The organism is Palleronia pontilimi (assembly GCF_016412875.1).
Classification (GTDB): Bacteria; Pseudomonadota; Alphaproteobacteria; order Rhodobacterales; family Rhodobacteraceae; genus Palleronia; species Palleronia pontilimi.
Genome location: NZ_JAEKPD010000010.1, coordinates 1 through 25,226 on the forward strand (window position 1 = coordinate 1; position 25,226 = coordinate 25,226).

A 25,226-nucleotide genomic window follows, 5' to 3' on the forward strand; every position below is an offset into this window, starting at 1 on the left:
TCCAGTTCGCAATGGCCCGGATACCGGGGAGAAGGTCACCAGGATAGAAGCGAACGGTTGGGATCGGCGGCTCCATAAGCATCGTTTGTTCGTCCATGACCACCGACGCCGCGGCCGCAATGAGCGATTTCGTAAGAACAGGTGATTGGTCCGCGCAACCGCTCGAATCAGACATGCACACGAAAACCAGACCTGATGCACCCGCTACGCTTTGGTCGATGGTCCCCCGTTTGCACCGTGCGTTGTGCAGGCCGCAGTCCCAATCCGATCCTACCCGACCCACCAAATCCCACCTCACCACCGAATCCGACTGATGGGATTTATGGTGGGACAGATCGGCGGCTCGTCCGTTTTTCTGTTTAAAATCAATATCTTATGGGGATTAAGTGGCAGCCCGTAGGGGAATCGAACCCCTCTTTCCAGGTTGAAAACCTGGCGTCCTAACCGATAGACGAACGGGCCACTGGCGGCAGTTCCTAAGCAAACTCCGGCAGGGCTGCAAGGGGGTTTTCGGACTTTCGGCGGGCAAATTTGCACAAGGCCCACAGTGCCGTGTCCCGGGGGCCGATCACGGCCGGGCGGTGATCATGACGGGGCCGCATCTTCCAGCCGCAATTGCGCCGAGCTGCGTCCCTGCCAGCGATTCAGCTCGAGCCGTCCTGCCAGGTGGAAGCGCTTGCCGCCGTGCCCTTCGAGCGCGGCCCCGAGCGGGCCGTCGAAGGCGCCGAAGCAGATCCCTTGGAGCTGCGGCCCGCTGCCGTCGGTGAACGCGATCTTCAGGTGGCTGTCCCCCACCCGCCGGGCGCTGGCGATGCGGCAATCGGCGAAGGCGAAGCGGGGGGCGGGGGCGCCCATGCCGAAGGGGCCTGCCATGTCGATCTGCTCGATCAGCTCGGGCGTCGCGGCACCGGGCATCAGCAGCGCCGAGATGGGCAGGCCACGCGCCTCGCCCTCGGCCGCCCCCTGGCGGGCCAGCAGCGTGCCCAGCCGGTCCATGGCCGCATCGAGCCGGTCTTCGGCGACCGTCAGCCCCGCCGCCATCTTGTGCCCGCCGCCCTTCAGCAGCAGGCCTTCGGAGGCGACGCGCTGGATCGCGGCGCCCAGATCGACGCCCGCGATCGAGCGCCCCGATCCTTTCCCCACGCCGCCTTCGAGCCCGATGACGACCGCCGGGCGGCCCGTCGCTTCCTTCAGGCGCGCGGCCACGATGCCCACCACGCCCGGATGCCAGCCTTCGCCCGCCGCCCAGACCAGGGGGCCATCGACGCCGCGCTCTTCGGCTTGTGACAGGGCCGCCGCGCGCACCGCGTTTTCAACGTCGCGGCGCTCGGTGTTGAGCAGGTCCAGCCGTTCGGCCAGGGCTTGCGCCTCGTGCGGGTCGTCCGTCGACAAGAGCCGGGCGCCCAGGTCCGCCTGGCCGATCCGCCCGCCCGCGTTGATCCGCGGTCCCAGAACGAAGCCCAAATGATAGGCCGTGGGCGCGCAATCCAAACGTCCCACGTCGCAGAGCGCCACGAGACCGGGCCGGGCGCGGCGCGCCATGACCGTCAGGCCCTGGCGCACGAAGGCGCGGTTGACGCCCACCAGCGGCGCCACGTCCGCCACCGTCGCGAGCGCCACCAGGTCCAGCAGGGCCATCAGGTCGGGCCCCTTGTCCCCGGCGTCGCGCAGCAAGCGGTTGACCTCGACCAGCAGCAGGAACACCACGGCCGCCGCGCAGAGATGGCCAAGCGCACCGCTTTCGTCTTGGCGATTGGGGTTCACCACGGCCAACGCGTCGGGCAGCGTGGGGCCGCCCAGGTGGTGGTCCAGCACGACGACATCCGCGCCCGTGGCGGCCGCGATCGGGCCATGGCTGAGCGTGCCGCAATCGACGCAGACGATCAGGTCGTGATCGCGCGCCAGTGCCGCCATCGCGGCGTCGTTGGGGCCGTAGCCCTCGTCGATCCGGTCGGGAATATAAAGCGTCGCGTCCAGTCCCATGGACCGCAGCCAGACGATCAGCAGTGCCGAGGAACCGGCCCCGTCCACGTCGTAATCGCCGAAGATCGCGATCTTCTGGCGTCGGCGGACGGCGTCCAGGAACCGTGTCGCCGCCCGGTCCATGTCCCGCAGCGACCGCGGGTCGGGCAGCAGATCGCGCAAGGACGGGGCCAGGTAGCCCTGGGCCGTCTCGGCGGTGACACCCGCGCGCGCCAGGACCGCGGCAACGGGGAAGGGCAGGGCGGTTTGCTGGCTCAGGCCTTCGGCCCGCCGCTCGGCATCGGGATCGGGCCCGACCCAGGCGCGGCCGGTCAGCGAGGAGGAGACATCGAGGAAGGCGGGCGCACCCAGATCACGTGGCATGGCATCAACATGTGGATAACTGCGAAGGTGCAACCACTATATACGCGATTTTCAAATCACGAAAGTCGCAATGCGCGCGTCGATGCCCCCGGCGCGGCCCTGCTCCATCTTTGTTCTCGAAAAATATCCCGGCGCACCGCCGGACGCCAGCGCCGACGGCCGCAGCGGCGGGCCCTAGCTGCGGGCCACCGGGTTGCGGTAGATCATCCGCCGGACCGAGCCGGTCTTCGAGCGCATCAGGATCGTCTCGGTCGTCAGGTATCCGGGTTCGCGCTTGATGCCGTCCACCACCGAGCCGTCCGTCACCCCCGTCGCGGCGAAGATCACGTCGTCGTTCACCAGGTCGTCGCGGGTATAGACCCGGTCGAAATTGGTGACACCGGCCTTCTTGGCGCGCGCGCGCTCGTCGTCGTTGCGGAACAGCAGCTTGCCGAACATCTGCCCGCCCATGCATTTCAGCGCCGCGGCCGCCAGCACGCCCTCGGGCGCGCCGCCCGATCCCATATACATGTCGATGCCGGTCCGGTCGGCGTCCGCGGTGTGGATGATGCCCGCCACGTCGCCGTCGGTGATGAGCCGGATGGCGCAATCGGTGGTGCGCAGCTCGGCGATCATGTCCTCGTGGCGGGGCCGTTCCAGCACGCAGACGGTGATGTCGTGGGTCGAACAGCCCTTGGCGGCGGCCAGGGCGCTGACGCGTTCGGCGGGGCTCATGTCCATGGTCACGACGCCCGTCCGGAAGCCCGGCCCGATGGCGAGCTTTTCCATGTAGACGTCCGGCGCGTGCAGCATCGAGCCGCGCGCGCCCATGGCGATCACGGTCAGCGCGTTGGGCATGTCCTTGGCGGTCAGCGTGGTGCCTTCCAGCGGGTCCAGCGCGATGTCGACCTCGGGGCCGCTGCCGGTGCCGACCTCTTCGCCGATATAGAGCATCGGCGCCTCGTCGCGCTCGCCCTCGCCGATCACGACGGTGCCCGCGATGTCCAGCTTGTTCAGCTGGTCGCGCATGGCGTTGACGGCGGCCTGGTCGGCGGCCTTTTCGTCGCCGCGTCCGATCCAGCCCGCCGACGCCAGCGCCGCCGCCTCGCTCACGCGGGCCAGGCCCAGGGACAGCATGCGGTCGTTGAAATCATTGGTGGACATGGGGGCGCGCTCCGGGCGTTTGTGACTGCTCTGCCACGTGGTAGCCGGTCGGCGCGCCCGCGCACAAGCCTGTTACCGCCCGAAGGCCGTCAGCCGTTGCCCGACAGCGCCCAGTCCCAATACATCTCGCGCACGCGGCGCGTCACGGGGCCCACCTGGTAGTGGCGGTCGTCGAAGGCGGTCACCGCCTGCACCTTGGTCATGTTGCCGGACAGGAAGACCTCGTCCGCGGTGCGCACGTCGTCGAAGCCGAGCACGCATTCGCGGACCGGCATGCCGTCGGCGGCCAGGTTCGCCATGTGCCGCGCCCGGGTGATGCCCGCCAGGAACGTGCCGTTGGGGATCGGGGTCATCACCTCGCCGTCCTTGACGATGAACACGTTCGAGGAGGCGGTTTCCGCCACGTTGCCCACGGCGTCGGCGGCCAGCGCGTTGCCGAAGCCCTTGGCCTGCGCCTCGCGCAGCATGCGCGCGTTGTTGGGATAAAGGCAGCCGGCCTTCGCGTTGACGACATCCGTTTCCAGCACCGGTCGGCGGAAGCGGGTGGTGGTCAGCGTCGTCTCGGCATCGGCGACCAGCGGGATCGTTTCGAGGCAGATCGAGAAGGCGGTGCTGCCTTCGGCCGGGGCGATGGCGCCCGGCGCGCCGTCGATGGCCCAGTACATGGGCCGGATATAGACTGCGTCCTGGGGACCGTAGGCCGCCAGGCCTTGCCACACGATCTCGGCCATCCGTTCGGGCGACACCGTGGGCGTCAGCATCATCGCGTGGGCCGAGCGGTTCAGACGCTCGCAATGCGCCAGCAGGTCCGGGGCCGCGCCGTGGACGTAGCGCGCGCCGTCGAAGACCGAGCTGCCCAGCCAGGTGCCGTGGTCGGCCGCGCGCAGGATCGGCAGATCGCTGTCATGCCAGCGTCCGTCGAAATAGGTGCGGATATCGGTGCCGAGCGCCATGCGGGCCTCCTGGTTGCGCGTCCCGAGCCTTGCCGCACCCGGAGCCCGGAGTAAAGCCGCGGGACTTACGACGGGCCTTGCGACAAATCCACGTCCAGCGTGACCACCGTGCCGATGGTGCCGCGCGACACGTCGATGGTGCCGCCGATCGAGCGCGCGAGCCCCAGCGCGATGCTGCCGCCGATGCCGGACGCGGTCTTGGCGTCCAGGATCCCGTCCTCGGCCTCGGCTTCGAGATCGGCGCGCGCTTCCTTCAGCGTCGGCGCGTTCTTCGGCCATTCGCTGTCCTCGGGCATGCCGACGCCGTCATCTTCGACCACCAGCCGCACCGCATCGCCGGTCAGCCGCTGGAAGCGCACCCGCACGACGCCTTCGCGGTCGTTGGGGAAGGCGTGTTCCAGCGCGTTGGTCAGGAACTCGGTCAGCATCAGGCCCAGCCGCGCGCTCAGGTCGGTGGGCAGGTCGACCTCTTCGCAGTCCACGTTGACGCGGATCGACGAGCGACCGTCCAGGGCTGCGATCGTGGTCGCCACGCGGCTGAGATACGCACCCGCGGGCACCGTCTGCTGGCCGTGGCTGGCCACGCCCGCGGGCGACAGCTCTTCGTAGAGCAACGCCAGGCTCTGGATCCGGTGGCTCAACGATTGCAGCGATTCGCGCGAGATCTCGCGCTTGGCTTGCATCCGGATCATGCCGACGATCATCGCCAGGTGGTTCTTCACCCGGTGCTGCAGCTCGCGCAGCATGTCGTCCTGCTCGCCGCGCCCTTCGGCCTTGGTCTCGAGCTCGGGGTGGATTTCCTTCTGGATGCCGATGAAGGCCTCGAGCTCGTCGTTGTCATCGAAGATCGGCGCGATCACGAGGCGGTTCTGGAAGGGCGATCCATCGGCGCGGTGGTTCACCAGGTCCAGGCTCACGTCGCGGCCTGCGGCGATGGCGTCCCGCAGCTTGGCGACATCGGCGGGGTCGGTATCAGGGCCTTGCAGGAAACGGCAATTCCGCCCGACCGCGAATTCGCTGGAGTAATACGTGACCTCTTCGAAGGCCCGGTTCACGTAGATGATCGGGTTGTCGGGCAGGTTGGGGTTGGTCAGGACCATCGCGACGGGAAGCTTCGAGACCGCTTCCTGCAACTCGTCCTGCCGCGACCAATATCCCGATTCTTCCGCGCTCATGTATGCGACCCCGTGTTGGTTCGGACCAGATATCCGCTTTTGACTACCGCGCCAGCTTAGCCAAGAAATTCGTGAACCCATACCCCGATGGGATCCGGCCAAATTGCTGTCCGTTAAGGAGGATAGGGGCTAGTATGGCCGCGTCCAGCAGTCACGTGCTACGATGTCGCACCTGACATGGGTCGGTGGTATCGGCGGCGCGTTGCCGATCCGTCTTCACCGCACCATTCCGACAATGCGATAGGTCTGATCCAGGATCGGCGCGGCGATGGCGCGGGCGCGCTCGGCGCCGCGGGCCAGGATGCGGTCGATCTCGGCCGTGTCCTGCATCAGCCGGGCCATCTCGCCGCTGATCGGCGACAGCTTTTCCACCGCCAGGTCGGCCAGGGCGGGCTTGAACTGCCCGAATTGCTGGCCGCCCACCTGCGCCATCACGTCGTTGCGGCTCATGTCCGACAGGGCCGCGTAGATGTTGACCAGGTTGCGCGCATCGGGGCGATCCTTCAGGCCATCATAGGTTTCGGGCAGCGGCTCGGGGTCGGTCTTGGCCTTGCGGATCTTCTTGGCGATCGTGTCGGCGTCGTCGGTCATGTTGATCCGGCTGGCATCGGACGGATCGCTTTTCGACATCTTCTTGGACCCGTCGCGCAGGGACATGACCCGCGTGGCGGCACCTTCGATCACGGGCTCGGTCATGGGAAAGAAATCCACGCCGTAATCGTGGTTGAACTTGGCCGCGATGTCCCGCGTAAGCTCCAGGTGCTGTTTCTGGTCCTCGCCCACGGGCACGTGGGTCGCGTGGTAGATCAGGATATCGGCGGCCATGAGCGCCGGATAGGCGAAGAGGCCCAGCGACGCGTTCTCGGCGTTCTTGCCGGCCTTGTCCTTCCACTGGGTCATGCGGCCCATCCAGCCCATCCGGGCGACGCAGTTGAAGATCCAGGCCAGCTGGGCGTGTTCGGGCACCTGGCTTTGGTTGATGAGGATGGATTTTTCCGGGTCGATCCCGCTGGCGATGAAGCCTGCCGCAAGCTCGCGGGTGTTGCGCGCCAGGTCCGCGGGGTCCTGCCAGACCGTGATCGCGTGCAGGTCCACCATGCAATAGATCGTCTGGTAGGCGCCCGCATCCTGCATGTCGACGAAGCGCTTGATCGCGCCCAGGTAATTGCCCAGCGTCAGCCCGCCCGACGGCTGGATGCCGGAAAAGACGCGGGGGGTGAAATTCGTCTGCGCCATGGGGATGCCTTGCTGGAAAATCGGGTCCGCCTCGCTTACCGATGGTGCCAAAGCCCGTCAAGGAAGGCAGCCATGGCCAGCAGCGACATCAATCAGAACCCGTTCAACGCGATCCCCCTGGTGGTCGTGGCGCTGGTCGCGATCCTCCTGGGGATCGAGTTGATCTTCCAGGCGGGCGCGCGCGGATTCGCGGGGTCCGACGGCATCGGCTGGCGGCTCGAGGCGCTGAACGCCTTCGCGTTCTCGCCGCAATTGTGGGACAGGATGGTCGAAACGGGCCAATTCCCGCCCCGCGCGCTTCTGCGCTTCGTGACCTACAGCTTCGTGCATCTGAGCTTCGGTCACATGCTGTTCGTGCTCGTGTTCCTGCTGGCGCTGGGCAAGATGGTGGCCGAGGCGTTTTCGGCGCTTGCGGTCCTTGCGGTGCTGGCCGTGTCGTCGATCGTCGGCGCGCTGGTCTATGCCGCCGCGCTGAGCCCGTCGATCGCGCTGGTCGGCGGCTACCCGGCGGTTTACGGGCTGATCGGGGCCTATACCTTCATCCTGTGGACGGGCCTTGGGACGCTGGGCGAGCAGCGGATGCGCGCCTTCACGCTGATCGCGCTGCTGATGGGCATCCAGCTTCTGTTCGGACTGATGTTCGGGGGTGGGCCGGAATGGGTGGCGGATCTGGGCGGCTTCTGCGCCGGGTTCGCGCTGTCCTTCGTGGTGTCGCCCGGCGGGTTCGGGCGCGTGCTGGACAAGCTGCGCCAGCGCTAGGCGGGACAAACGCGTCTTGCCATCACCGTTCGCGAAATACTCATGGCTATCCCGGCGGTCCTGGGTGCCGCGTCTCAGCGGCGCAGTGACTGCCGGATCTGGCGCAGCGAGACCGCGCCGATCAGGTTGCCGATGCCGAAATAGCTGACCGCGCCCACGGCCACCAGGATCGCCAGCGCCAGTCCCTTCCACGGTCCGGCGAAAAGCGGGCCCAGGAACAGGTTCGCGATCCACAGGCACGCCCCCATGAGAAGCGAGGCCACGATGATCCGCGGCATGCGGTGGCGGAACCGGTCGTCCACCCGCGCCGTGTCGCCCATGCCGCGCGCGCTGCGGATCAGCAGGATCGCCATGGCCCAGCCCGCCAGCGTCGTGCCGATCGCGGCCGCGATGAAGCCGATGAAGGGCGAAAGCCCGATGGCGACGACGGCGTTCACCACCAGCGCCACCAGGGCGAAGCGGAACGGCCGCACCGTGTCCTCGCGCGCGTAGAAGAGCGGCTGCCACACCTTCTGCAGCACGAAGGCGGGCAGGCCCAGCCCGTAGATGGCCAGCGCGAAGGCGGTGGCGGCCGCATCGTCGGACGTGAAGGCGCCGCGCTGGAAGAGCGTGTTGACCAGCGGCAGCGGCACCACCAGGAAGGCCACCGCTGACGGCACCGTCAGCATCAGCGCGAATTCGGCCGCGCGGCTCAGCGCGTCGCGCCCGCCCGCATCGTCCCCGGCACCCAGGCGGCGCGACAGGTCCGGCAGCAGCACCACGCCGATGGCGATGCCCACCACGCCCAGCGGCAGCTGGTACAGCCGGTCGGCATAGTTCAGCCACGCGATGGCGCCGTCGAAAAAGCTGGCGACCTGGCGGCCCACCAGCAGGTTCACCTGCACCACGCCGCCCGCCAGCGCGGCGGGTGCTGCGATCACGGCCAGGCGGCGCAGCTCGGGCGTCATGCGCGGCCAGCGGGGCACCAGGCGAAATCCCTCGCGCGCGGCGGCGATCCAGACCAGCGCCAATTGGGCGATGCCGCCCAGGGGAACGGTCCATGCCAGGGTCAGACCCGGCGGCCATCCCAGCGTGTCGCCCAGCCAGAGTATCCCGACCAGCGCCACGTTCAGAAGGACGGGGGCGGCGGCGGCGGCCGAGAAGCGCCCGAGGCCGTTCAGGACGCCCGACAGAAGGGCTGCGAGCGATATCAGCAGTATATAGGGAAAACAGATCCGCCCGAAGAGCACCGCCAGATCGAACCGTTCGTCCCCGACGAAGCCCGACGCCATCGCCAGCACCAGCACCGGCATGACCACCTGCGCCACCAGCGTCAGCACGATCAGGATCGCCGCCAGTCCCGAAAACGCGTCGCGCGCGAACTCGTGCGCGCCGTCGCCCGCTTCGGCCTTCTTGGAAAACATCGGGATGAAGGCCATGTTCATCGCGCCTTCGGCGAAGAAGCGGCGGAACATGTTGGGCAGGGAAAAGGCCACCAGGAACGCCTCGGCCACCGGGCCCGCCCCCAGGAAGGCCGCGATCATCACGTCGCGCACGAACCCCATGATGCGGCTGAGGAAGGTCCAGCCGCCGACGGTCACGAAGCCCTTGATCAGGCGCGGGGGGGCAATGGTGCTCATGGCGCATCCATGGGGCCGTTTCGGGCGGCAGGCAAGCCGTGGCTGCGGGTATTTCGGAACACGTGAACCGGCACGTGCGCCCGTGGCTCAGGTGCGCGCGCGCTCGGCGCCGGTATCGATGGCCTCGCGCAGCTTCTTTTCCAGCGCCTTTTGCTTCGCCTCGGAGTGGATCTTCAGCCCGAACATGTCCTTGACGTAGAACGTGTCCACCACCTGCGCGCCGTAGGTGGCGATCACGGCGGACGCGATCGAGATGTTGGCATTGGCCAGCACCCGCGTCAGGTCGTGCAGCAGGCCCGCGCGGTCGCGGGTGTCGACTTCGATGATGGTGTAGATTTCCGATCCCTCGTTGTCGAAGGCGATGCTGGTGGGCACGCGGAAGTCGCGCTCGCGCTTCTTGATCTTGTCGCGGTCGTCCAGACCCTTGCGGGCGATGACCTCGCCCTTCAGGGTCTTGCCGATCATCGTCTTCAGGCGCGGGATGCGCGCGGTCTCGAAGGGGTGGCCTTCGTGGTCCTGCACCCAGAAAACGGCGGTGGCGTAGCCGTCCTTGGACGTATAGGTGCGCGCGTCCACCACGTTGGCGCCCACCAGCGCCAGCGCGCCCGCCAGCCGCGAGAAGATGCCGGGATGGTCGGCCATGGCGAAGCAGATACGCGTGGCATCGCGGTCCACGTCGTCGGTGATGTCGATGCGGATCTGGTCGTCCTTGATGTCGCGCAGCAGGGTGGCGAAGGCCACGTGGGACGCGATGCCCAGGCCTTGCCAGTAGGGCGGGTAGTGGCGCTGCGTCTCGGTGCGCAGGTCCTTCTTGTCCCAATCGGCCAGTGCATCGCGCAGCGCCGCCTTGGCCTCGTTGCCGCGACTTTCGCGGTTCAGCGCCTCGAGCCCGTTTTCCAGCGCGTGCGCGGTTTCGCGGTAGAGGTTGCGCAGCAGCTGCGCCTTCCAGTTGTTCCAGGTGCCGGGTCCGACGCCGCGGATGTCGCAGACCGTCAGCAGCAGCAGCAGGTCCAGCCGCTTCTTGGTGCGCACCGCCTTGGCGAAGTCGCGCACCGTGCGCGGGTCCGAAAGGTCGCGCTTCTGGGCCATGTCGCTCATCAGCAGGTGATAGCGCACCAGCCATTCCACGGTGTCCACGTCCTGTCGCGACAGGCCCAGCCGCGGCGCCACCTTGCGCGCGATCCGCGCGCCCAGCACCGAATGATCCTCGGGGCGGCCCTTGCCGATATCGTGCAGCAGCAGCGCCACGTAGAGCACCTTGCGGGCGAAGCCCTCTTCGATGATCCGCGTCGCGACCGGCAGCTCGTCGACCAGCTTGTGTTCCTCGATCTCGGACATGTGGCGGATGCACTGGATGGTGTGCTCGTCCACCGTGTAGTGGTGGTACATGTTGAACTGCATCATCGCGACGATGGGTTCGAATTCGGGGATGAAGGCGCCCAGCACGCCCAGCTCGTTCATGCGCCGCAGCCCGCGGTCGGGATTGCCGTGTTTCAGCAGCATGTCCATGAAGATACGCACCGCTTCGGGGTCGCGGCGCATGTCGTCGTCGATCAGGTGCAGGTTGGCCGCGATCAGGCGCATCGCGTCTGGATGCAGCAGGTAGCCGGTGCGCAGAGCCTCGTCGAAGATCCGCAGCAGGATGACCGGCTCATCCGCGAGCTTCACGTCGTCGGCGAAGGACAGGCGGTTCTGCACGATGGCGAAGCCCGGCTTTGCGCGTCTGCGGCGCCGGAAGAAGCCCACGAGGCTGGGGGGCTCTTTCTTGTAGTCGGCTTCGAGCGCGGTCAGCAGGATGCGCGTCAGCTCGCCCACCCGCGTCGCGTGGCGGAAATAGGCCTGCATGAAGTGCTCGACCGCGCGCCGGCCCGCCTTGTCGGTATAGCCCATCCGGTCGGCCACCTCGACCTGCAGGTCGAAGGTCAGCTGGTCCATGGCGCGACCCGCGATCAAATGCATGTGGCAGCGGACCGCCAGCAGGAAGGTTTCGGCCCGCACGAAGCTGGCGAATTCGTCGGCGGTATAGGTGCCCTTGTCCACCAGGTCGGCCACGTCCTGCACGTGGTTCACGTATTTGGCGATCCAGAACAGAGTCTGCAGGTCGCGCAGGCCGCCCTTGCCCTCTTTCACGTTCGGCTCGACCATGTAGCGCTGCCCGCCCTGGCGGCGGTGACGCTCGGTCCGCTCGTCGAGCTTGGCGCGCACGAAATCGCTGCCCGTGCCGTCGAAGAGCTGGGTCCAGAGCGCGGTCTGCAGCTCGTCGGCGATGGGGGCGTGGCCGGTCAGGAACCGATGTTCGAGCAGGGCGGTGCGGATGGTGTAATCCTCGCGGCCCAGGCGGATGCAATCGGCCACCGTCCGGCTGGAATGGCCGACCTTCAGGCCCAAATCCCACAGGATGTAGAGCATGGATTCGATGGCGCTTTCCGCCCAGCCGGTCAGCTTGTAGGGGCTGAGGAACAGCAGATCGACGTCGGAATAGGGGCACATCTCGGCCCGGCCGTAGCCGCCCACGGCGAAGATCGCCAGGCGCTGGGCTTCGGTCGGGTTGGGCGCGCGGTGCAGGTGCTGCGTGGCCACGTGGTGCACGGCTTCGACCACGCAATCGGTCAGGTACGAATAGGCCAGCACCGTCTTGCGCGCCTCGAGGGGGGCCTGGGTGAAGCCGTCGGCGATCGTGTCGCGGCCCGACCGGAGCGCGGTCTTCAGCGTCCGGACGGTCTTGCGGCGGATCTCGGCCGCGTCCGAGAGATCGCCGATCGCGCGGTCCAGTTTGCGCAGTATCGCGGCCCGGTCGAAGATCTCTTCGGCCGGGCGGATCAGGTCTCCGGGATCGCGATGGGTGTCGTCTGGTCCTGCGGGATCAGAACCCGGAGGCACCGAAACGTTTGGGTGCAGGGTCAAGGACTACCACCTGGGAATTCTGGATTTGTGCGACCGCCAGGGCGCGCTGGTTGGTCCCGTCGGGCAGCAGCCGGAAGACGCCGTAGGCGCCCGCGAAGCCCGACCCCTGGGTCAGCGCCCGCTTGCTGAGCGCGTCGCCGCGGCCCTGCGCCAGAAGCGAGCCGACGGCCTGGACCGCGTCATAGGCCAGCCCCGCCAAGGGGTGCGGTGCGCTGCCGTAGGCCGCGCTGTAGCGGGCTTCGAACGCCGATTGCACGGCCACGTCGGGCAGGGTGAACAGGCCGTTCTGCAGGCCGGGAAGCGACAGCACCTGCGGCAGCGCGTTCCAGCGCGTCAGGCCGAGATAGCGGAATTGCTCGGGGCTGACGCCGTTCTCGGGCAGGGCGGTCGAGATCAGGGGCAGGTCGCTGTCCACATTGGCCGTCAGGAAGACCGTGTCCGCGCCGGTCTGCTGGATCGCCGTGGCGATGCGCGGACCGGCCGAGACGATGCCCTGCTGGGATAGGTCGTAGGATTGCACGGTCGCGACGCTCATCCCCGAGGATCGAGCCGCGCCCACGATGGCGTCGCGGCCCGCGATGCCCGCCACGTCGCCCGCGTGCACGACTGCGACGCTGGTGCGTCCCTGGCGGCGGGCGAACGAGATCAGGCGGTTGGCGACGTTCGAAAAGGTCTGGCCCAGCACGAAGACATTGCCCCCGGCCACGGCCGTATTGTTGGAAAAGGACAAGACGTTGATGTTGCGGCTGGCGACGATGGGCACGACGGCACTGACCGACTGCGTGTAGAGCGGACCCAGCACGACCTGCGCGCCTGCCGCGACGGCGGATTCGGCTGCGCGGGCGGCGCCGCCGGGGGTGCCTTGCGTGTCATAGACCTGCAGGTCGATCTGCGCGCCTTGCAGGTCCGCGACGGCCAGCTTCGCCGCGTTCTCGAGCGAGCGGCCGACCAGGCCGCCGCCGCCGGACGCGCCCTTGGGCACCAGAAGCGCCACGCGCACCGCGGAAGACGGGTCGACCTGCGGCCCCGATCCGCCGCCGCCTCCGACCCCCAATGCCACCGGCCCGCAGGCCACCACGGACAGCGCCGTGACCAGCCCGATGGCCAGCCGCGCAAATGGTTTGCGCATGGTGCGCAGCGAAGCAAACATGTATGGATCCCCCCGAAGAACGCCGACGTCCGAAAAGCTGTGAAGGTCACGTTATGCGCAAGCGCCCTGGGTGTAAATCGGCAGACGGGTCATGAGCGCCCCGTCGCGCGCATTGGGCCCGGGTCTTTACCTGGTCGCGACGCCGATCGGGAATGCCCGCGACATCACCTTGCGGGCGCTGGATGTTCTGAAAGGCGCCGATCTGCTTTTGGCGGAAGATACAAGAACGCTGCGCAAGCTGATGGAAATCCACGGGATTCCGCTTGGGGGCAGGCGGGTCTGGGCGTATCACGATCACAACGGGGCGGCCGTGCGGCCGAAAGTTCTTCAGCGGATTGCGGAAGGTGCCTCGGTCGCCTTCGCGTCGGATGCGGGGATGCCGCTGGTCGCCGATCCGGGATTCGACCTGGCCCGGGCGGTCGCGCAGGAGGGGTTCGCGATTACGTCGGTGCCGGGCGCATCGGCACCGCTGGCGGCCCTGAGCCTGGCGGGTCTGCCGAGCGACCGGTTCCTGTTCGCGGGGTTCCTGCCCGCGACGCAGATGGCGCGCGCCGCGGTGCTGCGCGACTTGGCCGACACCCCCGCGACGCTGATCTTTTTCGAGACGGCCAAGAGATGTTTACCGATGCTTAAGGCTTGTCAGGAGATATTGGGGGACCGGCAGGCCGCGATCTGCCGGGAACTGACCAAGAAGTTCGAAGAGGTGCGCCGCGGACGATTGAGCGAACTGGTGACAGGATGCGAGGTCGATCCACCGCGCGGCGAACTGGTCGTCGTGATCGACCGCGGCGAGGATCGCCCCAGTGAAGATGACATGGAAGCCGCGCTGCGCCGCGCGCTGGGGTCGATGGGCGTGAAGGACGCGGCGGCGTTCGTGGCACAGGGATACGGCGTGAAGAAACGCGATGCCTACCAGATGGCGCTGCGGCTGTCGCAAGAGGATGAGGAACGGTAGATCCATGTCGGGTGCTGTCAGCTATGCGTCGGGGCTTGCCGCCGAAGATCAGGTCGCGCGCCACTACGAACGCTCGGGCCACCGGATCGACCGGCGCCGCTGGCGCGGGCGCGCGGGCGAAATCGATCTGATCTGCCGCGATGGCGACACGGTCGTCTTCATCGAAGTGAAGCGCGCCAGCTCCCACGCGCGCGCGGCCGAGCGGGTATCGCCCCGCCAGATCCGGCGTCTGATGACGGCTGCGGCGGAGTTCCTGGGGGGCGAGCCGCTTGGCGCGCGCACCGATGCGCGGTTCGACGTGGCGCTTGTCGACGGGACCGGGCGGATCGATGTCCTGACCAACGCTTTCATGTGAGCGCATCGTCGGCCATTGCCCTGACCCGCTGGCTGCCCCATGTAGTCGGCGCAAGTCAGCAGCGAAAGGCGACCCCCGATGAGCTTGAAAATCGCGATCCAGATGGACCCGATCGCGCCGATTGATATCGATGCCGACAGCACCTTTCGGATTGCCGAAGAAGCCCAGGTCAGGGGTCATCGGCTGTTCTATTACACGCCCGACAAGCTGTCGTGGCAGAAGGGGCGGGTGATCGCCCACGCCCACGATCTGACCGTGCGCCGCGAGCGTGGCGACCATTTCACGCTGGGCGATGCGCGCGACCTGGACCTGTCGGAGATGGACGTCGTCTGGCTGCGCCAGGATCCGCCCTTCGACATGGGTTATATCACGACGACCCATCTTCTGGGTCTGCTCAGCCCGCACGCCATGGTGGTCAACGATCCCTTCTGGGTGCGCAACTTCCCCGAAAAGCTGCTGGTGCTGCAATTCCCGGACCTGATTCCGCCCACGCTGATCGCGCGGGATCTCGCCACGTTGCACGCCTTCAAGGCCGAGCATGGCGATATCGTCGTCAAGCCGCTGTACGGGGCGGGCGGCGCCGGCGTGTTCCGCCTGCGCACCGACGACGGCAACCTGGATTCGCTGCACGAGATGTTTTCGGCCATGAATTCGGAGCCGCTGATCGCGCAGAAATTCCTGCCGGACGTCTCGGCGGGGGACAAGCGCGTCATCCTGATCGACGGCCATCCCGTGGGCGCTATCAATCGTGTCCCCGCCGAGGGCAAGACACGGTCGAACATGCATGTGGGGGGCCGTCCGGAAAAGGTCGATCTGACCGACCGCGACCGCGAGATCTGCGACGCCATCGGTCCGCTTCTGCGCGAGCGCGGCCAGGTTTTCGTGGGGATCGACGTGATCGGGCCATACCTGACCGAGATCAACGTGACCTCGCCCACCGGCATCCAGGAACTCGAGCGGTTCGACGACGTGAACATCGCGGCGCAGATCTGGGAGGCGATCGAACGTCGCGTGGCCGAGGACGATCACGCGCCGCGCGCCTAGAAAAGTCCGGTTTCCTTGGCCATCATGGCCGCGTGGGTCCGGTTCGACGCGCCCATCTTGCGATACACCGTTTTCACGTGCAGCTTCACCGTGGGCTCGCGGATATCGAGGGCAAGCGCGATTTCCTTGTTGGTCCGGCCCTGGGTCAGCAGGCCAAGGACCTGCATCTCGCGCGGGGACAAGCCGAAGCTGTCCCGCACCCCGCCGATCTGTGTGTCGCAGGGCAGATCGGCAAGTTCCGCCACGACCTCGCCGCCGACCATGCGACGCACGGCATCTTCGAAAGCCTCGGCCGACAGGCTTTTGGGCACGAAGCCGACCGCGCCGAGCGCCAGGGCCTGTTCGGCCATGTCGCGTGTGCCCTGGCCGGACATCAGCGCGACGCGCAAGGCGTTTTCCATCTGCAGCATCGCGCCCAGCCCGCGCAATCCATCCATGCCCGGCATGAATACATCGAGCAGCACGAGATCGAATTTCGGGCGGGTCGCATGGGCCACCAGCGCGCGGGCCGCGTCGAAACTTGCGGCGGTGGAGATGCGCGTTTCGGGATCACGTCCCAGATAGAGCACGAACATGTCGCGCAGAAGCTCGTGATCATCGGCAATTAGAATATGCATCATCCACACTCGATCCTTGCTGTGCGGAACTGCAATCGGACCGCCTGCGCGGACCAACTGACGCTTGCTGGACCCAGCGCCGCACCGTGACCATCTGCGCTTTTTGTGAGCGATTTGTAAAGAAAACCCGGCTAGCACCGTTAAGGACACCGCGTGGGTGCAGGTCCAGGCCGCGGGGTATTCGGGTCGGGGCTGCATTGACGTAGCGTCGCGGAATCGCCCACACTGAAGGCCGTATCTTCTGCATCCTGCCAAGCCGAACGGGAGCTTTTGCCTGTGACCATGATCCGTTCCCTGATCTGCGCCGTGGCGCTGCTGCTCACCGTCGGCTCGGTTGCCCACGCGGACGACGATCCCCCGCCGCTGCCTGCCCCGACCGAGACGCCGCTGCTGACGGTGCGGGGCGATTTGGCGGTCACGAATGTGGGCGATGAAGCGGTCTTCGACACGCCGATGCTGCGCGACCTGGGGACCGTGACCTACGAGACGGAAACTGTGTGGACCTCGGGCCTTCAGACCTTCACCGGTGTTCCGCTGCACGCGATCGCCGAACGGGTCGGGACGGACGCGGTTTCGCTGAAGGCCATCGCGATCAACGATTACGTCATCGAGATCCCGGACGAGGATTGGGGCGAAGGCCGCGCGATCCTTGCCTTCGAGCGCAACGGCAAGCCCATGTCGGTGCGCGAGATGGGGCCGCTCTGGATCGTCTATCCCTACGATCTGTCCCCGGAAATGCAGACCGAATCGATCTTCGCGCGCTCGGTCTGGCAGCTTGCGGCGATAGATTTCGGGTCCTGAGCCGGGGCGGCTGAAGAAGGGGCGCAGATATGGCACTGAACACCCAAAGCGCACCGGCCTCGGCCCCGCGGATGCCGCTGGTGCTGCTCAGTGTCGGGCTGCTGGCGGTGATCCTGCTGGTGGGGGGGCTTGCCTCGATCGCGTTGCGGCAGGTCGATGGGCTGACCCTGGCCTATAGCGACAACACCCAGTACTCGATCGCGCAGCTCGACGTCGATACCATGCGTTTCCAGCTGGCGATCGAGGCGCTGGAGGCCGGCGAGATGGAAGACCTCGAGGATCTGCGACTGAGGTTCGATATCCTTTACAGCCGGGTCGAGATGTTTCGCCGTCGCCACATGAACGGCGAGGACTTCATCGCGCTCGATCCGATGACGGACCTGGCCACGCTGGAAGCCGAAGTTCGCGCCCTGGTGCCGCTGATCGACGGGCCGGGGGACGCGTTGCGCGCGGCCCTGCCGATGCTGTCGGAGCGGATGGAGCGCTTCGCCGAGACCGCGCGCGCGGTCTCGACCCGCGGTGCGCAGCGTCTGTCGGCGATCGCCGACACCCGGCGCGAGGCCCTGCGCGAGATGCTGTTGAACATGGCGGTGCTGGTCCTGGCGATGCTGCTCGGGATCTCGGTCCTGGCGTTCATCCTGATGCGCTTGTGGCAACTCAGCCGCGCCCGCGCCGACGCGGTGTCGCGCGCCGAACAGCAGATGCGCACGGTGGTCGACACGGCGTTCGACGCGATTTTCGTGTGCGACAGCGATGGCGTCATCCGCGATTACAACAACACCGCCGCGCGGATGTTTCAGGGGGATGATGGTCCCGGTCTGACCGGTCAGCCCTTCATCGACACCGTCTTCGATCCGGTGCAGACGGACGCGCCCAGCATCGATCCCGGCACGTTCCTGGCGGCTGCCACCGACGAATCCGGCGGGCCGCTTGCGGTTTCGGCACGTGATGCGGAGGGCAGGATGTTCCCGGCCGAATTGTCGATCGACCAGGTCCATTCGAAGGCCGGGCGCATGACGGTGATCTTCCTGCGCGATGTTTCCGAGCGGCGCCAGGCCGAGGCTGATCTGACCCAGGCCCGCGACCAGGCGCTTGCGGGCGAGCGGACCAAGGCGCAGTTCCTGGCGGTCATGAGCCACGAGATGCGAACGCCGCTGAACGGTCTTCTGGGCACCGTGCAATTGCTCGAGGACACACCGCTGGACACGGGCCAGCGATCGCTGGTCAAGACCATGCGGGGCTCGGGCGACCATCTTCTGAGCCTGGTCAACGACATCCTGGAGCTGACCGAATTCGAGGCGGGTGAAATCCGCCTGGAATCGACCGAGGTCGACCTGGCGCAATTGCTCAACGGGATCGTCGCGAGCACCCGCGCGCTGGCAGAAGCGCAGCACGACAGCCTGGGCTGGCGGTTCATCGGGCCGCCGGTGATGCACATGGTCAGCGACCCACGACGGCTGCGCCAGATCCTGCTGAACCTCGTGGGTAACGCCATCAAGTTCACACGCGACGGCAGCATCGATATCGAGGTCGAGCGTCTGTCGGGTGTGACGCCCATGCTGGAGATCCGCGTCTGCGACACTGGCGTCGGCATCGTGCCGGACCAGCGGGAAAACGTGTTCATGGATTTCGCGCGGATCGATTCGTCCTACGCGCGCCAGGTGGGCGGGACGGGCCTGGGACTGGGCATCGCGCGGCGGCTGGCGCGGCTGATGGGCGGGGATGTCGGGCTGGACCCCGCGCGCGAGACCGGCAGCGTCTTCTGGCTGCGCCTGCCGCTGGAAATCCCCGCGACGCTCCCTGTCAGAAGCGACACCCGCCCGTCGCGGAAGGCCCCGTCGGCGCCGACGGTGCCGCTGGATCTGCTGGTGGTCGAAGACAACCAAGTGAACGCGATGATCCTGTCGGAATTCCTGCGCCGCGACGGGCACACCGTCACCGTCGCCCGCTCGGGGCAGGAGGGGCTTGAACGCGCGCGCGCCACGCGCTTCGACGGCATCTTCATGGACATCTCGATGCCGGGCATGGACGGGATAACGGCGGCGCGCCTGATCCGCGGGTCGGGGGGCGGCTCGGCGGACACGCCCATCGTCGCGGTGACCGCCCATGCCTTGCCGTCCGAGCAGGCCGAGTTCCGCGCCGCGGGGATGAGCGAGACGCTGTCAAAGCCCGTCGACCGCGAAAGGCTGCGGGCCTGCGTGGCGGGGATGGCCCCGCCGGTCGAATTGGCGGGTCAGGATGCGCCGTTGCTCGACCCCGACCGGTTGAACCAACTTCGGCGCCTGAGCAATCCGGCGCTGCTGCGCGATCTGTGCCAGAAATTCCTGGCCGAGACGGACGCCGCCGTCGCGACACTCGGGGATCCGGAGTTGCCGTTGGATGCGACGCGCGAGATCACGCACAAGATCGCGTCGAGCGCCGCGGCCATGGGCCTGGCACGCCTATCGGCCAGGCTGTCGGAAATCGAGCGTCAGGCAAAGCAGTCCGGCGACGCCGCGCAAACGCCGCGCGAGTCGTTGCCGGAGCTCTGGGCCGAAAGCCGGGCCGCGCTGGTGGACGCGATCGAGCAGATCGCCCGTCCCGCGGCCTGATCGCGGATCAGCGCTTGCGGTCGCGCCGCGACGACATGGGCTGGAAGGCGACGCTCACATGGGCCTCGCAATAAGGCTTTCCGGGCTGGACGTTCAGACCGCAGAACCAGAAATTCTCGGTCGCCGGGTCGCCGACGGGCCACTTGCAGGTCCGCTCGGTCAATTCCATCAGGCTGATCTTCTTGGCCGTCTTCTCGACCTTGCGCACGTTTTCCAACGCCTCGGGGCTGATCTCGTTGGCCGAAGGCTGCGGCGGCAGGGGCTGGCCCGCCGGGATGATGGCGCGCCGGTTCGAAGCGGGCGGACTTGCGGACTGGGTCGAGGGCTCTTCCACTTCCGGCACGGACGTGTCGGGCTCCGGCTCGGATTTCGGGGCGGGCGGAACATCGGCCACCTTCGCTTCTTCGGCGGCCACCTTCTCGGTCGCTGAGCCCGCGCGGTTCGACAGGCCCAAACGATGCACCTTGCCGATCACCGCGTTGCGGGTGACACCGCCGAGTTCCTTGGCGATCTGGCTTGCGGACTGGCCTTCGGTCCACATCCGTTTCAGCGTTTCCACCCGTTCGTCGGTCCAGGACATGCGCGATCCCCGTGAATTGCGAAGGCGAGGCGCCTGAAAGCAGCCCCGCCTTGAGATTTCGTGTTCCATCCTATTCTAAGCACCAGCGCGCCAGTTACAAGCGACGCTGCAAGGGAACGGGACCAATATGGCACAAGACAGCACGGAAATGGGCGTCCGGCGCTTCGGCGCGTGGAACACGACGGGACTTTTCACCCTGGCCGAGCGGGAATGCCGCCGTTTCATGGCGATCTGGTCACAGACGATCATGGGCCCGCTGATCAACGCGGGGCTTTTGCTGGCGGTCTTCGCCATCGCCATCGGACCCGCCCGCGGCGACATCATGGGGGTCAGCTACGTCGAGTTCATCGCGCCGGGCATCCTGATGATGACGGTGATCCAGAACAGCTTCGCCAACACGTCGTCGTCGCTGCTGGCCGCCAAGGTGCAGGGCAACATCGTCGACACGCTGATGCCGCCGCTGTCCCCGGCCGAACTGCTTCTGGGCTATCTTGCCGGCGGGATCGCGCGCGGGGCACTGGTCGCGGTGGTGATCGGCGCGGTCATGGTGACGGTGCTGGGCACCGGCATGGCCCATCCGCTGTTCTTCCTGGCCTTCGTGCTTCTGGGGGGGCTGATGATGGGCGCGCTGGGCATCCTGGCGGGCATCGTGGCCAACAAGTTCGACCAGATGTCGGCCATCACGAATTTCATCATCACGCCGCTCAGCTTCCTGTCGGGCACCTTCTACTCGATCGAGGCGCTGCCCTCCGCACTGACCACGGCCGCCCATTTCGATCCGTTCTTCTACCTGATCGACGGGGCGCGCTACGGTACCCTGGGCGTGTCGGACGCGTCGCCGTGGCTGGGGCTTGCGGTGGTCGCGGGCGTGACGGCTGCTTTGTGCGCGCTGGCGCTCTACTGGTTCAGCAAGGGCTACCGCCTGAAATCCTAGGCTCTACGCAGGGGCAGAAGGCCGCTAAAGCGTCGGGAATGAGCATCGCGCCACAGAAACAACTTCGACGACGCCGCTAGGCCATACCGCCAGCGGCGCGTTTGCGCGCGCCATCCCCAAGATTGACAGCCCCCATGCCCTTTGGCATCTCTCGGGCTTCGCGTTTCGTCGTGAAGGACGCTTTCCATGATCCCCTCGATCCTGCCCACCTACAACCGCGCGCCCATGGCGTTCACCCATGGCGACGGCGCGTGGCTGACCGCCCAAGACGGTGCGCGCTATCTCGATTTCGGCGCGGGCATCGCGGTGAACGCGTTGGGCCACGCCCATCCGGCGCTGGTCGCGGCCCTGACCGAGCAGGCCAGCAAGCTCTGGCACGTCTCGAACCTCTACCAGGTTCCCCAGCAGCAGCGCCTGGCCGATCTGCTGGTGGACCACACCTTCGCGGACACCGTCTTCTTCACCAATTCGGGGACCGAAAGCTGCGAGCTGGCCGTCAAGATGGCCCGCAAGTACTGGTCCGGAAGGGATACGCCCCGCACCCAGATCGTGGCCTTCGAGGGCAGCTTTCACGGCCGCTCGTCCGCGGGCATCGCGGCCGCGGGGTCCGAGAAGATGACCAAGGGCTTCGGCCCGCTGCTGCCGGGCTTCACCCATCTGCGCTGGGGCGACCATGACGCGCTTCACGCCACGCTGGACGACAGCGTCGCCGCGGTACTGGTCGAGCCGGTGCAGGGCGAAGGCGGCATCCGTCCGATGCCGGACCATTGCCTGAGGGGGTTGCGGGACCTGTGCGATCGGCACGGCATCCTGCTGATCCTGGACGAAGTGCAATGCGGCATGGGGCGCACCGGAAAGCTTTTCGCCCACGAATGGCCGGGGATCACACCCGACATCATGATGGTGGCCAAGGGCATCGGCGGCGGATTTCCCCTGGGCGCCGTGCTGGCCACCGAAGACGCGGCCGCCGCCATGATTGCGGGCTCGCATGGCTCGACCTATGGCGGCAACCCGCTGGCCTGCGCGGTGGGCACGAAGGTGATGGAGGTCATGACCGCCCCCGATTTCCTGCCCGAGGTGAACCGCAAGGCCGCGCGCCTGCGCCAGGGGCTGGAAAGCCTGGTCGCCGACCACCCCGACATCTTCGACCACGTGCGCGGGACCGGCCTGATGCTGGGCCTGAAATGCCGCATTCCCGCCGCCGACTTCGTGCAGGCGGGCTATGCCCAGCACCTGCTGACGGTGCCCGCCGCCGACAACGTGGTGCGCCTGCTGCCGCCCCTGACCCTGACCGACGACGACATGGATGCGGGCCTGGAGCGGCTCGATGCCGCCGCCGCGTCGCGCGTGGCCTGATCTTCATCTTTCCGAAAATACCTCGGGGGGCGCGGGGGGCCGGCCCCCCGCACCGCTTGCCAAGGATCCTTCCCCATGCCGCATTTCCTCGACATCCACAAAACCGACAAGACCCAGCTACGGTCGATCATCGACCACGCAAGGGCCATGAAGCAGGGCCGCGACGGCCACCCCAAGGGCCAGCCCGACGCGGACCAGCCGCTGGCCAACCACATGGTCGCGCTGATCTTCGAGAAGCCGTCGACCCGCACGCGGGTCAGCTTCGACGTGGGCGTGCGCCAGATGGGCGGCCAGACGATGGTGCTGTCGGGCGCCGACATGCAGCTGGGCCACGGCGAGACCATCGCCGACACCGCCCGCGTCATGTCGCGCTACGTGGACCTGATCATGATCCGCACCTTCGAAGAGGCGACGCTGCTGGAGATGGCCGAACACGCCTCGGTGCCGGTCATCAACGGGCTGACGAACCGGACGCATCCCTGCCAGATCATGGCCGACGTGATGACGTTCGAGGAACATCGCGGCCCCATCGCGGGCCGCAAGGTGGTCTGGTCGGGCGACGGCAACAACGTCTTCGCCAGCTTCGCCCACGCGGCCAAGCAATTCGACTTCGACCTGACCTTCACCGGCCCCGAGCCGCTGGATCCCGAACGCGCCTGGGACGGGCTCTACACCACCGAGCGCGATCCGCGGAAAGCCGTCGAAGGCGCGGACCTGGTCGTCACCGACACCTGGGTCAGCATGCACGATCCGCAATCGGCGCGCGAGCGGCGGCACAACCAGCTGCGCGGCTACCAGGTCAATGCCGAGTTGATGTCGAAGGCCAAGCCCGACGCGCTGTTCATGCATTGCTTGCCCGCCCACCGCGACGACGAGGCCACGTCCGAGGTCATGGACGGGCCCCATTCTGTGATCTTCGACGAGGCCGAGAACCGGCTGCACGCGCAGAAGGCCATCATGCGCCATTGCCTGGGCGTCTGAGGGGGGCCGATTTTTCGCCGAAAAATCGTTACTCGGCGGGGGCCGTCTCGCCGGATTTCGACGGATGCTGTCCCATGTCGTCCAGCGCGTTGGCGTGGGGCTGGTCGGGCATGTTGTGGTCGGCCTCGACGTCGCTCCGGTAGCGCTGGCGATGGCGATGCACCATCAGGGCGTCCCATCGCAGTGCCCGCCAAAGCCCCACGGCCACGACCCCGATGACGATGGCGAACGGGAAGCCCGCGATCACCGCGGCGGCCTGCAACGCATCCAGCCCGCCCACCACCAGCAGCACGCAAGCCACCACGCCTTCGCTCACGGCCCAGAACACGCGCTGGATGCGCGGCGGATCGGGATCGCCGCCCGCCGTCAGCATGTCGATCACGAAGGATCCCGAATCCGACGAGGTCACGAACCAGAGCACGATCAGCACGATGGCGAAGATCGACGTGACGGACGAGAAGGGGAAGAACGTCAGCAGCTCGAACATCGTTTCGGCGTAGTTGTCCTGCGTCGCCGCGACCAAGGCCGTCTCGCCGTCCAGCGACATCTTGATCGCGGTGCCGCCGAAGGCTGTGAACCAGAAGAACATGATTGAGCTCGGGATCAGCATGATCCCCACCAGGAATTCGCGGATCGTCCGGCCGCGTGAGATTCGGGCGATGAAGACGCCCACGAACGGCGCCCAGCTGACCCACCACGCCCAGTAGAAGATGGTCCAGCTGTTCTGCCATGTGTCGCCGGTCCAGCCCTCGGACCAGGTGCCCAGGTCGATCAGCGACACGACGTAATTGCCGTAATTCTCGACGAAGCTGTCGAAGATGAACAGGGTCGGACCGACGACGACCATGAAGACCAGCAGCGCGAAGCTCAGCGCGATGTTCAGGTTCGACAGCCGCTTGATCCCGCCATCCAGGCCCGCCAGCACCGATGCCGTCGCCGCCGCCGTGATTGCCGCGATGATCAGCACCTGCACGAAGGCGCTGTCGGGGACACCCAGCACGCGGCTCAGCCCCGCATTCACCTGGATCGCCCCGATCCCAAGCGAGGTGACGATGCCGAACATGGTGCCGAAGACCGCCAGCGTGTCCACCACGTCGCCCCAGCGCCCGTAGATACGGTCGCCCAAGAGCGGGTAAAGCGACGAGCGGATGGTCAGCGGAAGGCCCTGCCGATAATGGAAATAGGCCAGCGCCAGCGCGATCACCGCGTAGATCGCCCAGGCGTGAAAGCCCCAGTGCATGAAGCTGATCGACATGGCCTGGCGCGCCGAGGCCAGCGTTTCGGCCTCTCCCATGGGGGGCGCGAAATAGTGGTACATGGGCTCGGCCACGCCCCAGTAGATCAGGCCGATCCCGATCCCCGCCGAGAACAGCATCGCCGTCCAGCTGACCAGCCCGTATTCCGGGGTTTCGTCCATCTTGCCCAGGCGGATGTCGCCGAAGGGCCCCAGCGCCACGAAGATCACGAAGAGCAGCAGCAGGTTCACCTCGATGATGAGCAGCCAGCCGAAGGTGCCCGCCAGGAAGTCCTGCGCGCCCGTGAAGAAGGTCTTGGCGGTTTCGTTGAAGAGCGCGCCGAACAGGATGAAGATCAGGATCAGCAGGGCCGAGCTTACGAAGACCGGCCGGTTGATCTTCGGCATCGGGCCCAGGGAAGTCTGTTTGATCTTGCTGTCCATGGGCCACCTCCACGCGATCCAAAACCGGCGCGGGGTAGGCTGCGCACGG

General features: G+C 67.0%; 20 protein-coding genes and 1 tRNA gene. 9 read left to right on the forward strand and 12 right to left on the reverse strand.

The features are described from left to right. Positions 1-387: 387 nt before the first annotated feature. The 6 genes from ILP92_RS11435 to trpS form a co-directional block, all read right to left on the reverse strand. Positions 388-462, reverse strand: a tRNA-Glu gene (locus ILP92_RS11435). 123 nt (positions 463-585) lie between these two features. After that, on the reverse strand, positions 586-2,346 hold the full coding sequence (gene recJ / locus ILP92_RS11440) for a single-stranded-DNA-specific exonuclease RecJ (protein ID WP_198916537.1): 1,761 nt from the start codon (positions 2,344-2,346) through the stop codon (positions 586-588). A gap of 174 nt (positions 2,347-2,520) precedes the next feature. Next, positions 2,521-3,489, reverse strand: coding sequence for a class II fructose-bisphosphatase (gene glpX, locus ILP92_RS11445; protein ID WP_198916538.1), 969 nt, complete (start codon positions 3,487-3,489; stop codon positions 2,521-2,523). 89 nt (positions 3,490-3,578) lie between these two features. Then, the gene (locus ILP92_RS11450; RefSeq protein ID WP_198916539.1) at positions 3,579-4,442 is read right to left on the reverse strand and encodes a branched-chain amino acid aminotransferase; all 864 of its coding nucleotides are present in this window, start codon (positions 4,440-4,442) and stop codon (positions 3,579-3,581) included. Positions 4,443-4,507: 65 nt separating this feature from the next. Further along, complete coding sequence (locus tag ILP92_RS11455; protein WP_198916540.1) at positions 4,508-5,617, reverse strand: PAS domain-containing protein; 1,110 nt, start codon at positions 5,615-5,617, stop codon at positions 4,508-4,510. 216 nt (positions 5,618-5,833) lie between these two features. Further along, positions 5,834-6,853 carry a tryptophan--tRNA ligase gene (gene trpS / locus ILP92_RS11460; RefSeq protein WP_198916541.1) on the reverse strand — a complete coding sequence of 340 codons (1,020 nt, stop codon included), beginning with the start codon at positions 6,851-6,853 and terminating at the stop codon, positions 5,834-5,836. Between the two features lie 72 nt (positions 6,854-6,925). On the opposite strand from trpS, the gene ILP92_RS11465 reads away from it, so the two are divergent. After that, positions 6,926-7,612, forward strand: coding sequence for a rhomboid family intramembrane serine protease (locus ILP92_RS11465; protein ID WP_198916542.1), 687 nt, complete (start codon positions 6,926-6,928; stop codon positions 7,610-7,612). 74 nt (positions 7,613-7,686) lie between these two features. Here the strand turns inward: ILP92_RS11465 and murJ are convergent, their stop codons facing one another. The 3 genes from murJ to ILP92_RS11480 all read right to left on the reverse strand — a co-directional run bounded on the left by murJ (position 7,687) and on the right by ILP92_RS11480 (position 13,285). Continuing rightward, complete coding sequence (gene murJ, locus ILP92_RS11470) at positions 7,687-9,222, reverse strand: murein biosynthesis integral membrane protein MurJ (RefSeq protein ID WP_198916734.1); 1,536 nt, start codon at positions 9,220-9,222, stop codon at positions 7,687-7,689. Positions 9,223-9,318: 96 nt separating this feature from the next. After that, a complete protein-coding gene (locus ILP92_RS11475) occupies positions 9,319-12,135 on the reverse strand; it encodes a [protein-PII] uridylyltransferase (RefSeq protein ID WP_214650035.1) in 2,817 nt (938 codons plus the stop codon). Then, positions 12,095-13,285, reverse strand: a complete 1,191-nt coding sequence (locus ILP92_RS11480; protein ID WP_198916543.1) for a penicillin-binding protein activator — start codon at positions 13,283-13,285, stop codon at positions 12,095-12,097. The genes ILP92_RS11475 and ILP92_RS11480 overlap by 41 nt, the downstream gene beginning before the upstream one ends. Positions 13,286-13,376: 91 nt before the next feature. Here ILP92_RS11480 and rsmI point away from each other — a divergent pair, with 91 nt between their 5' ends. From rsmI to gshB, 3 genes are all read left to right on the forward strand, one after another. Next, positions 13,377-14,240 carry a 16S rRNA (cytidine(1402)-2'-O)-methyltransferase gene (rsmI, locus tag ILP92_RS11485; protein ID WP_198916544.1) on the forward strand — a complete coding sequence of 288 codons (864 nt, stop codon included), beginning with the start codon at positions 13,377-13,379 and terminating at the stop codon, positions 14,238-14,240. A 4-nt stretch (positions 14,241-14,244) separates the two neighbouring features. Next, entirely contained in the window at positions 14,245-14,595 is a 351-nt protein-coding gene (locus ILP92_RS11490) for a YraN family protein (RefSeq protein WP_198916545.1), read from the forward strand. A 78-nt stretch (positions 14,596-14,673) separates the two neighbouring features. Beyond that, positions 14,674-15,639, forward strand: a complete 966-nt coding sequence (gene gshB, locus ILP92_RS11495) for a glutathione synthase (protein WP_198916546.1) — start codon at positions 14,674-14,676, stop codon at positions 15,637-15,639. Here the strand turns inward: gshB and ILP92_RS11500 are convergent. Next, positions 15,636-16,259: a response regulator transcription factor gene (locus ILP92_RS11500; protein ID WP_368667873.1), complete on the reverse strand. Its 624-nt coding sequence runs from the start codon at positions 16,257-16,259 to the stop codon at positions 15,636-15,638. The two genes, gshB and ILP92_RS11500, sit on opposite strands and share 4 nt — an antisense overlap. 273 nt (positions 16,260-16,532) lie before the next feature. On the opposite strand from ILP92_RS11500, the gene ILP92_RS11505 reads away from it, so the two are divergent. Then, positions 16,533-17,057, forward strand: coding sequence for a putative pterin-binding protein (locus tag ILP92_RS11505; protein WP_368667874.1), 525 nt, complete (start codon positions 16,533-16,535; stop codon positions 17,055-17,057). 29 nt (positions 17,058-17,086) lie between these two features. Continuing rightward, positions 17,087-19,648: a hybrid sensor histidine kinase/response regulator gene (locus ILP92_RS11510; protein ID WP_198916547.1), complete on the forward strand. Its 2,562-nt coding sequence runs from the start codon at positions 17,087-17,089 to the stop codon at positions 19,646-19,648. A 7-nt stretch (positions 19,649-19,655) separates the two neighbouring features. Here the strand turns inward: ILP92_RS11510 and ILP92_RS11515 are convergent, their stop codons facing one another. Then, positions 19,656-20,228 (reverse strand): GcrA family cell cycle regulator, encoded by a 573-nt coding sequence (locus ILP92_RS11515; protein WP_198916548.1) that lies wholly within the window; start codon positions 20,226-20,228, stop codon positions 19,656-19,658. Positions 20,229-20,355: 127 nt separating this feature from the next. Here ILP92_RS11515 and ILP92_RS11520 point away from each other — a divergent pair, with 127 nt between their 5' ends. From ILP92_RS11520 to argF, 3 genes are all read left to right on the forward strand, one after another. Continuing rightward, entirely contained in the window at positions 20,356-21,162 is an 807-nt protein-coding gene (locus ILP92_RS11520) for an ABC transporter permease (protein ID WP_235971366.1), read from the forward strand. A gap of 186 nt (positions 21,163-21,348) precedes the next feature. After that, positions 21,349-22,518 carry an aspartate aminotransferase family protein gene (locus tag ILP92_RS11525; protein WP_198916549.1) on the forward strand — a complete coding sequence of 390 codons (1,170 nt, stop codon included), beginning with the start codon at positions 21,349-21,351 and terminating at the stop codon, positions 22,516-22,518. A 75-nt stretch (positions 22,519-22,593) separates the two neighbouring features. Continuing rightward, complete coding sequence (argF, locus tag ILP92_RS11530) at positions 22,594-23,499, forward strand: ornithine carbamoyltransferase (RefSeq protein WP_198916550.1); 906 nt, start codon at positions 22,594-22,596, stop codon at positions 23,497-23,499. A gap of 28 nt (positions 23,500-23,527) precedes the next feature. Here the strand turns inward: argF and ILP92_RS11535 are convergent, their stop codons facing one another. Beyond that, positions 23,528-25,177, reverse strand: coding sequence for a BCCT family transporter (locus ILP92_RS11535; RefSeq protein ID WP_198916551.1), 1,650 nt, complete (start codon positions 25,175-25,177; stop codon positions 23,528-23,530). Between the last annotated feature and the right edge of the window lie 49 nt (positions 25,178-25,226).

What these genes read in the sequence shown, in the direction of transcription:
- ILP92_RS11535 (WP_198916551.1), bottom strand. Translation starts at nt 25,177, where the DNA reads ATGGACAGCAAGATCAAACAGACTTCCCTGGGCCCGATGCCGAAGATC.
- glpX (WP_198916538.1), bottom strand. Translation starts at nt 3,489, where the DNA reads ATGTCCACCAATGATTTCAACGACCGCATGCTGTCCCTGGGCCTGGCC.
- ILP92_RS11515 (WP_198916548.1), bottom strand. Translation starts at nt 20,228, where the DNA reads ATGTCCTGGACCGACGAACGGGTGGAAACGCTGAAACGGATGTGGACC.
- ILP92_RS11450 (WP_198916539.1), bottom strand. Translation starts at nt 4,442, where the DNA reads ATGGCGCTCGGCACCGATATCCGCACCTATTTCGACGGACGCTGGCAT.
- ILP92_RS11465 (WP_198916542.1), top strand. Translation starts at nt 6,926, where the DNA reads ATGGCCAGCAGCGACATCAATCAGAACCCGTTCAACGCGATCCCCCTG.
- ILP92_RS11500 (WP_368667873.1), bottom strand. Translation starts at nt 16,259, where the DNA reads ATGATGCATATTCTAATTGCCGATGATCACGAGCTTCTGCGCGACATG.
- trpS (WP_198916541.1), bottom strand. Translation starts at nt 6,853, where the DNA reads ATGGCGCAGACGAATTTCACCCCCCGCGTCTTTTCCGGCATCCAGCCG.
- ILP92_RS11520 (WP_235971366.1), top strand. Translation starts at nt 20,356, where the DNA reads ATGGCACAAGACAGCACGGAAATGGGCGTCCGGCGCTTCGGCGCGTGG.
- ILP92_RS11455 (WP_198916540.1), bottom strand. Translation starts at nt 5,617, where the DNA reads ATGAGCGCGGAAGAATCGGGATATTGGTCGCGGCAGGACGAGTTGCAG.
- gshB (WP_198916546.1), top strand. Translation starts at nt 14,674, where the DNA reads ATGAGCTTGAAAATCGCGATCCAGATGGACCCGATCGCGCCGATTGAT.
- rsmI (WP_198916544.1), top strand. Translation starts at nt 13,377, where the DNA reads ATGAGCGCCCCGTCGCGCGCATTGGGCCCGGGTCTTTACCTGGTCGCG.
- ILP92_RS11490 (WP_198916545.1), top strand. Translation starts at nt 14,245, where the DNA reads ATGTCGGGTGCTGTCAGCTATGCGTCGGGGCTTGCCGCCGAAGATCAG.
- ILP92_RS11510 (WP_198916547.1), top strand. Translation starts at nt 17,087, where the DNA reads ATGGCACTGAACACCCAAAGCGCACCGGCCTCGGCCCCGCGGATGCCG.
- recJ (WP_198916537.1), bottom strand. Translation starts at nt 2,346, where the DNA reads ATGCCACGTGATCTGGGTGCGCCCGCCTTCCTCGATGTCTCCTCCTCG.
- ILP92_RS11525 (WP_198916549.1), top strand. Translation starts at nt 21,349, where the DNA reads ATGATCCCCTCGATCCTGCCCACCTACAACCGCGCGCCCATGGCGTTC.
- argF (WP_198916550.1), top strand. Translation starts at nt 22,594, where the DNA reads ATGCCGCATTTCCTCGACATCCACAAAACCGACAAGACCCAGCTACGG.
- ILP92_RS11480 (WP_198916543.1), bottom strand. Translation starts at nt 13,285, where the DNA reads ATGTTTGCTTCGCTGCGCACCATGCGCAAACCATTTGCGCGGCTGGCC.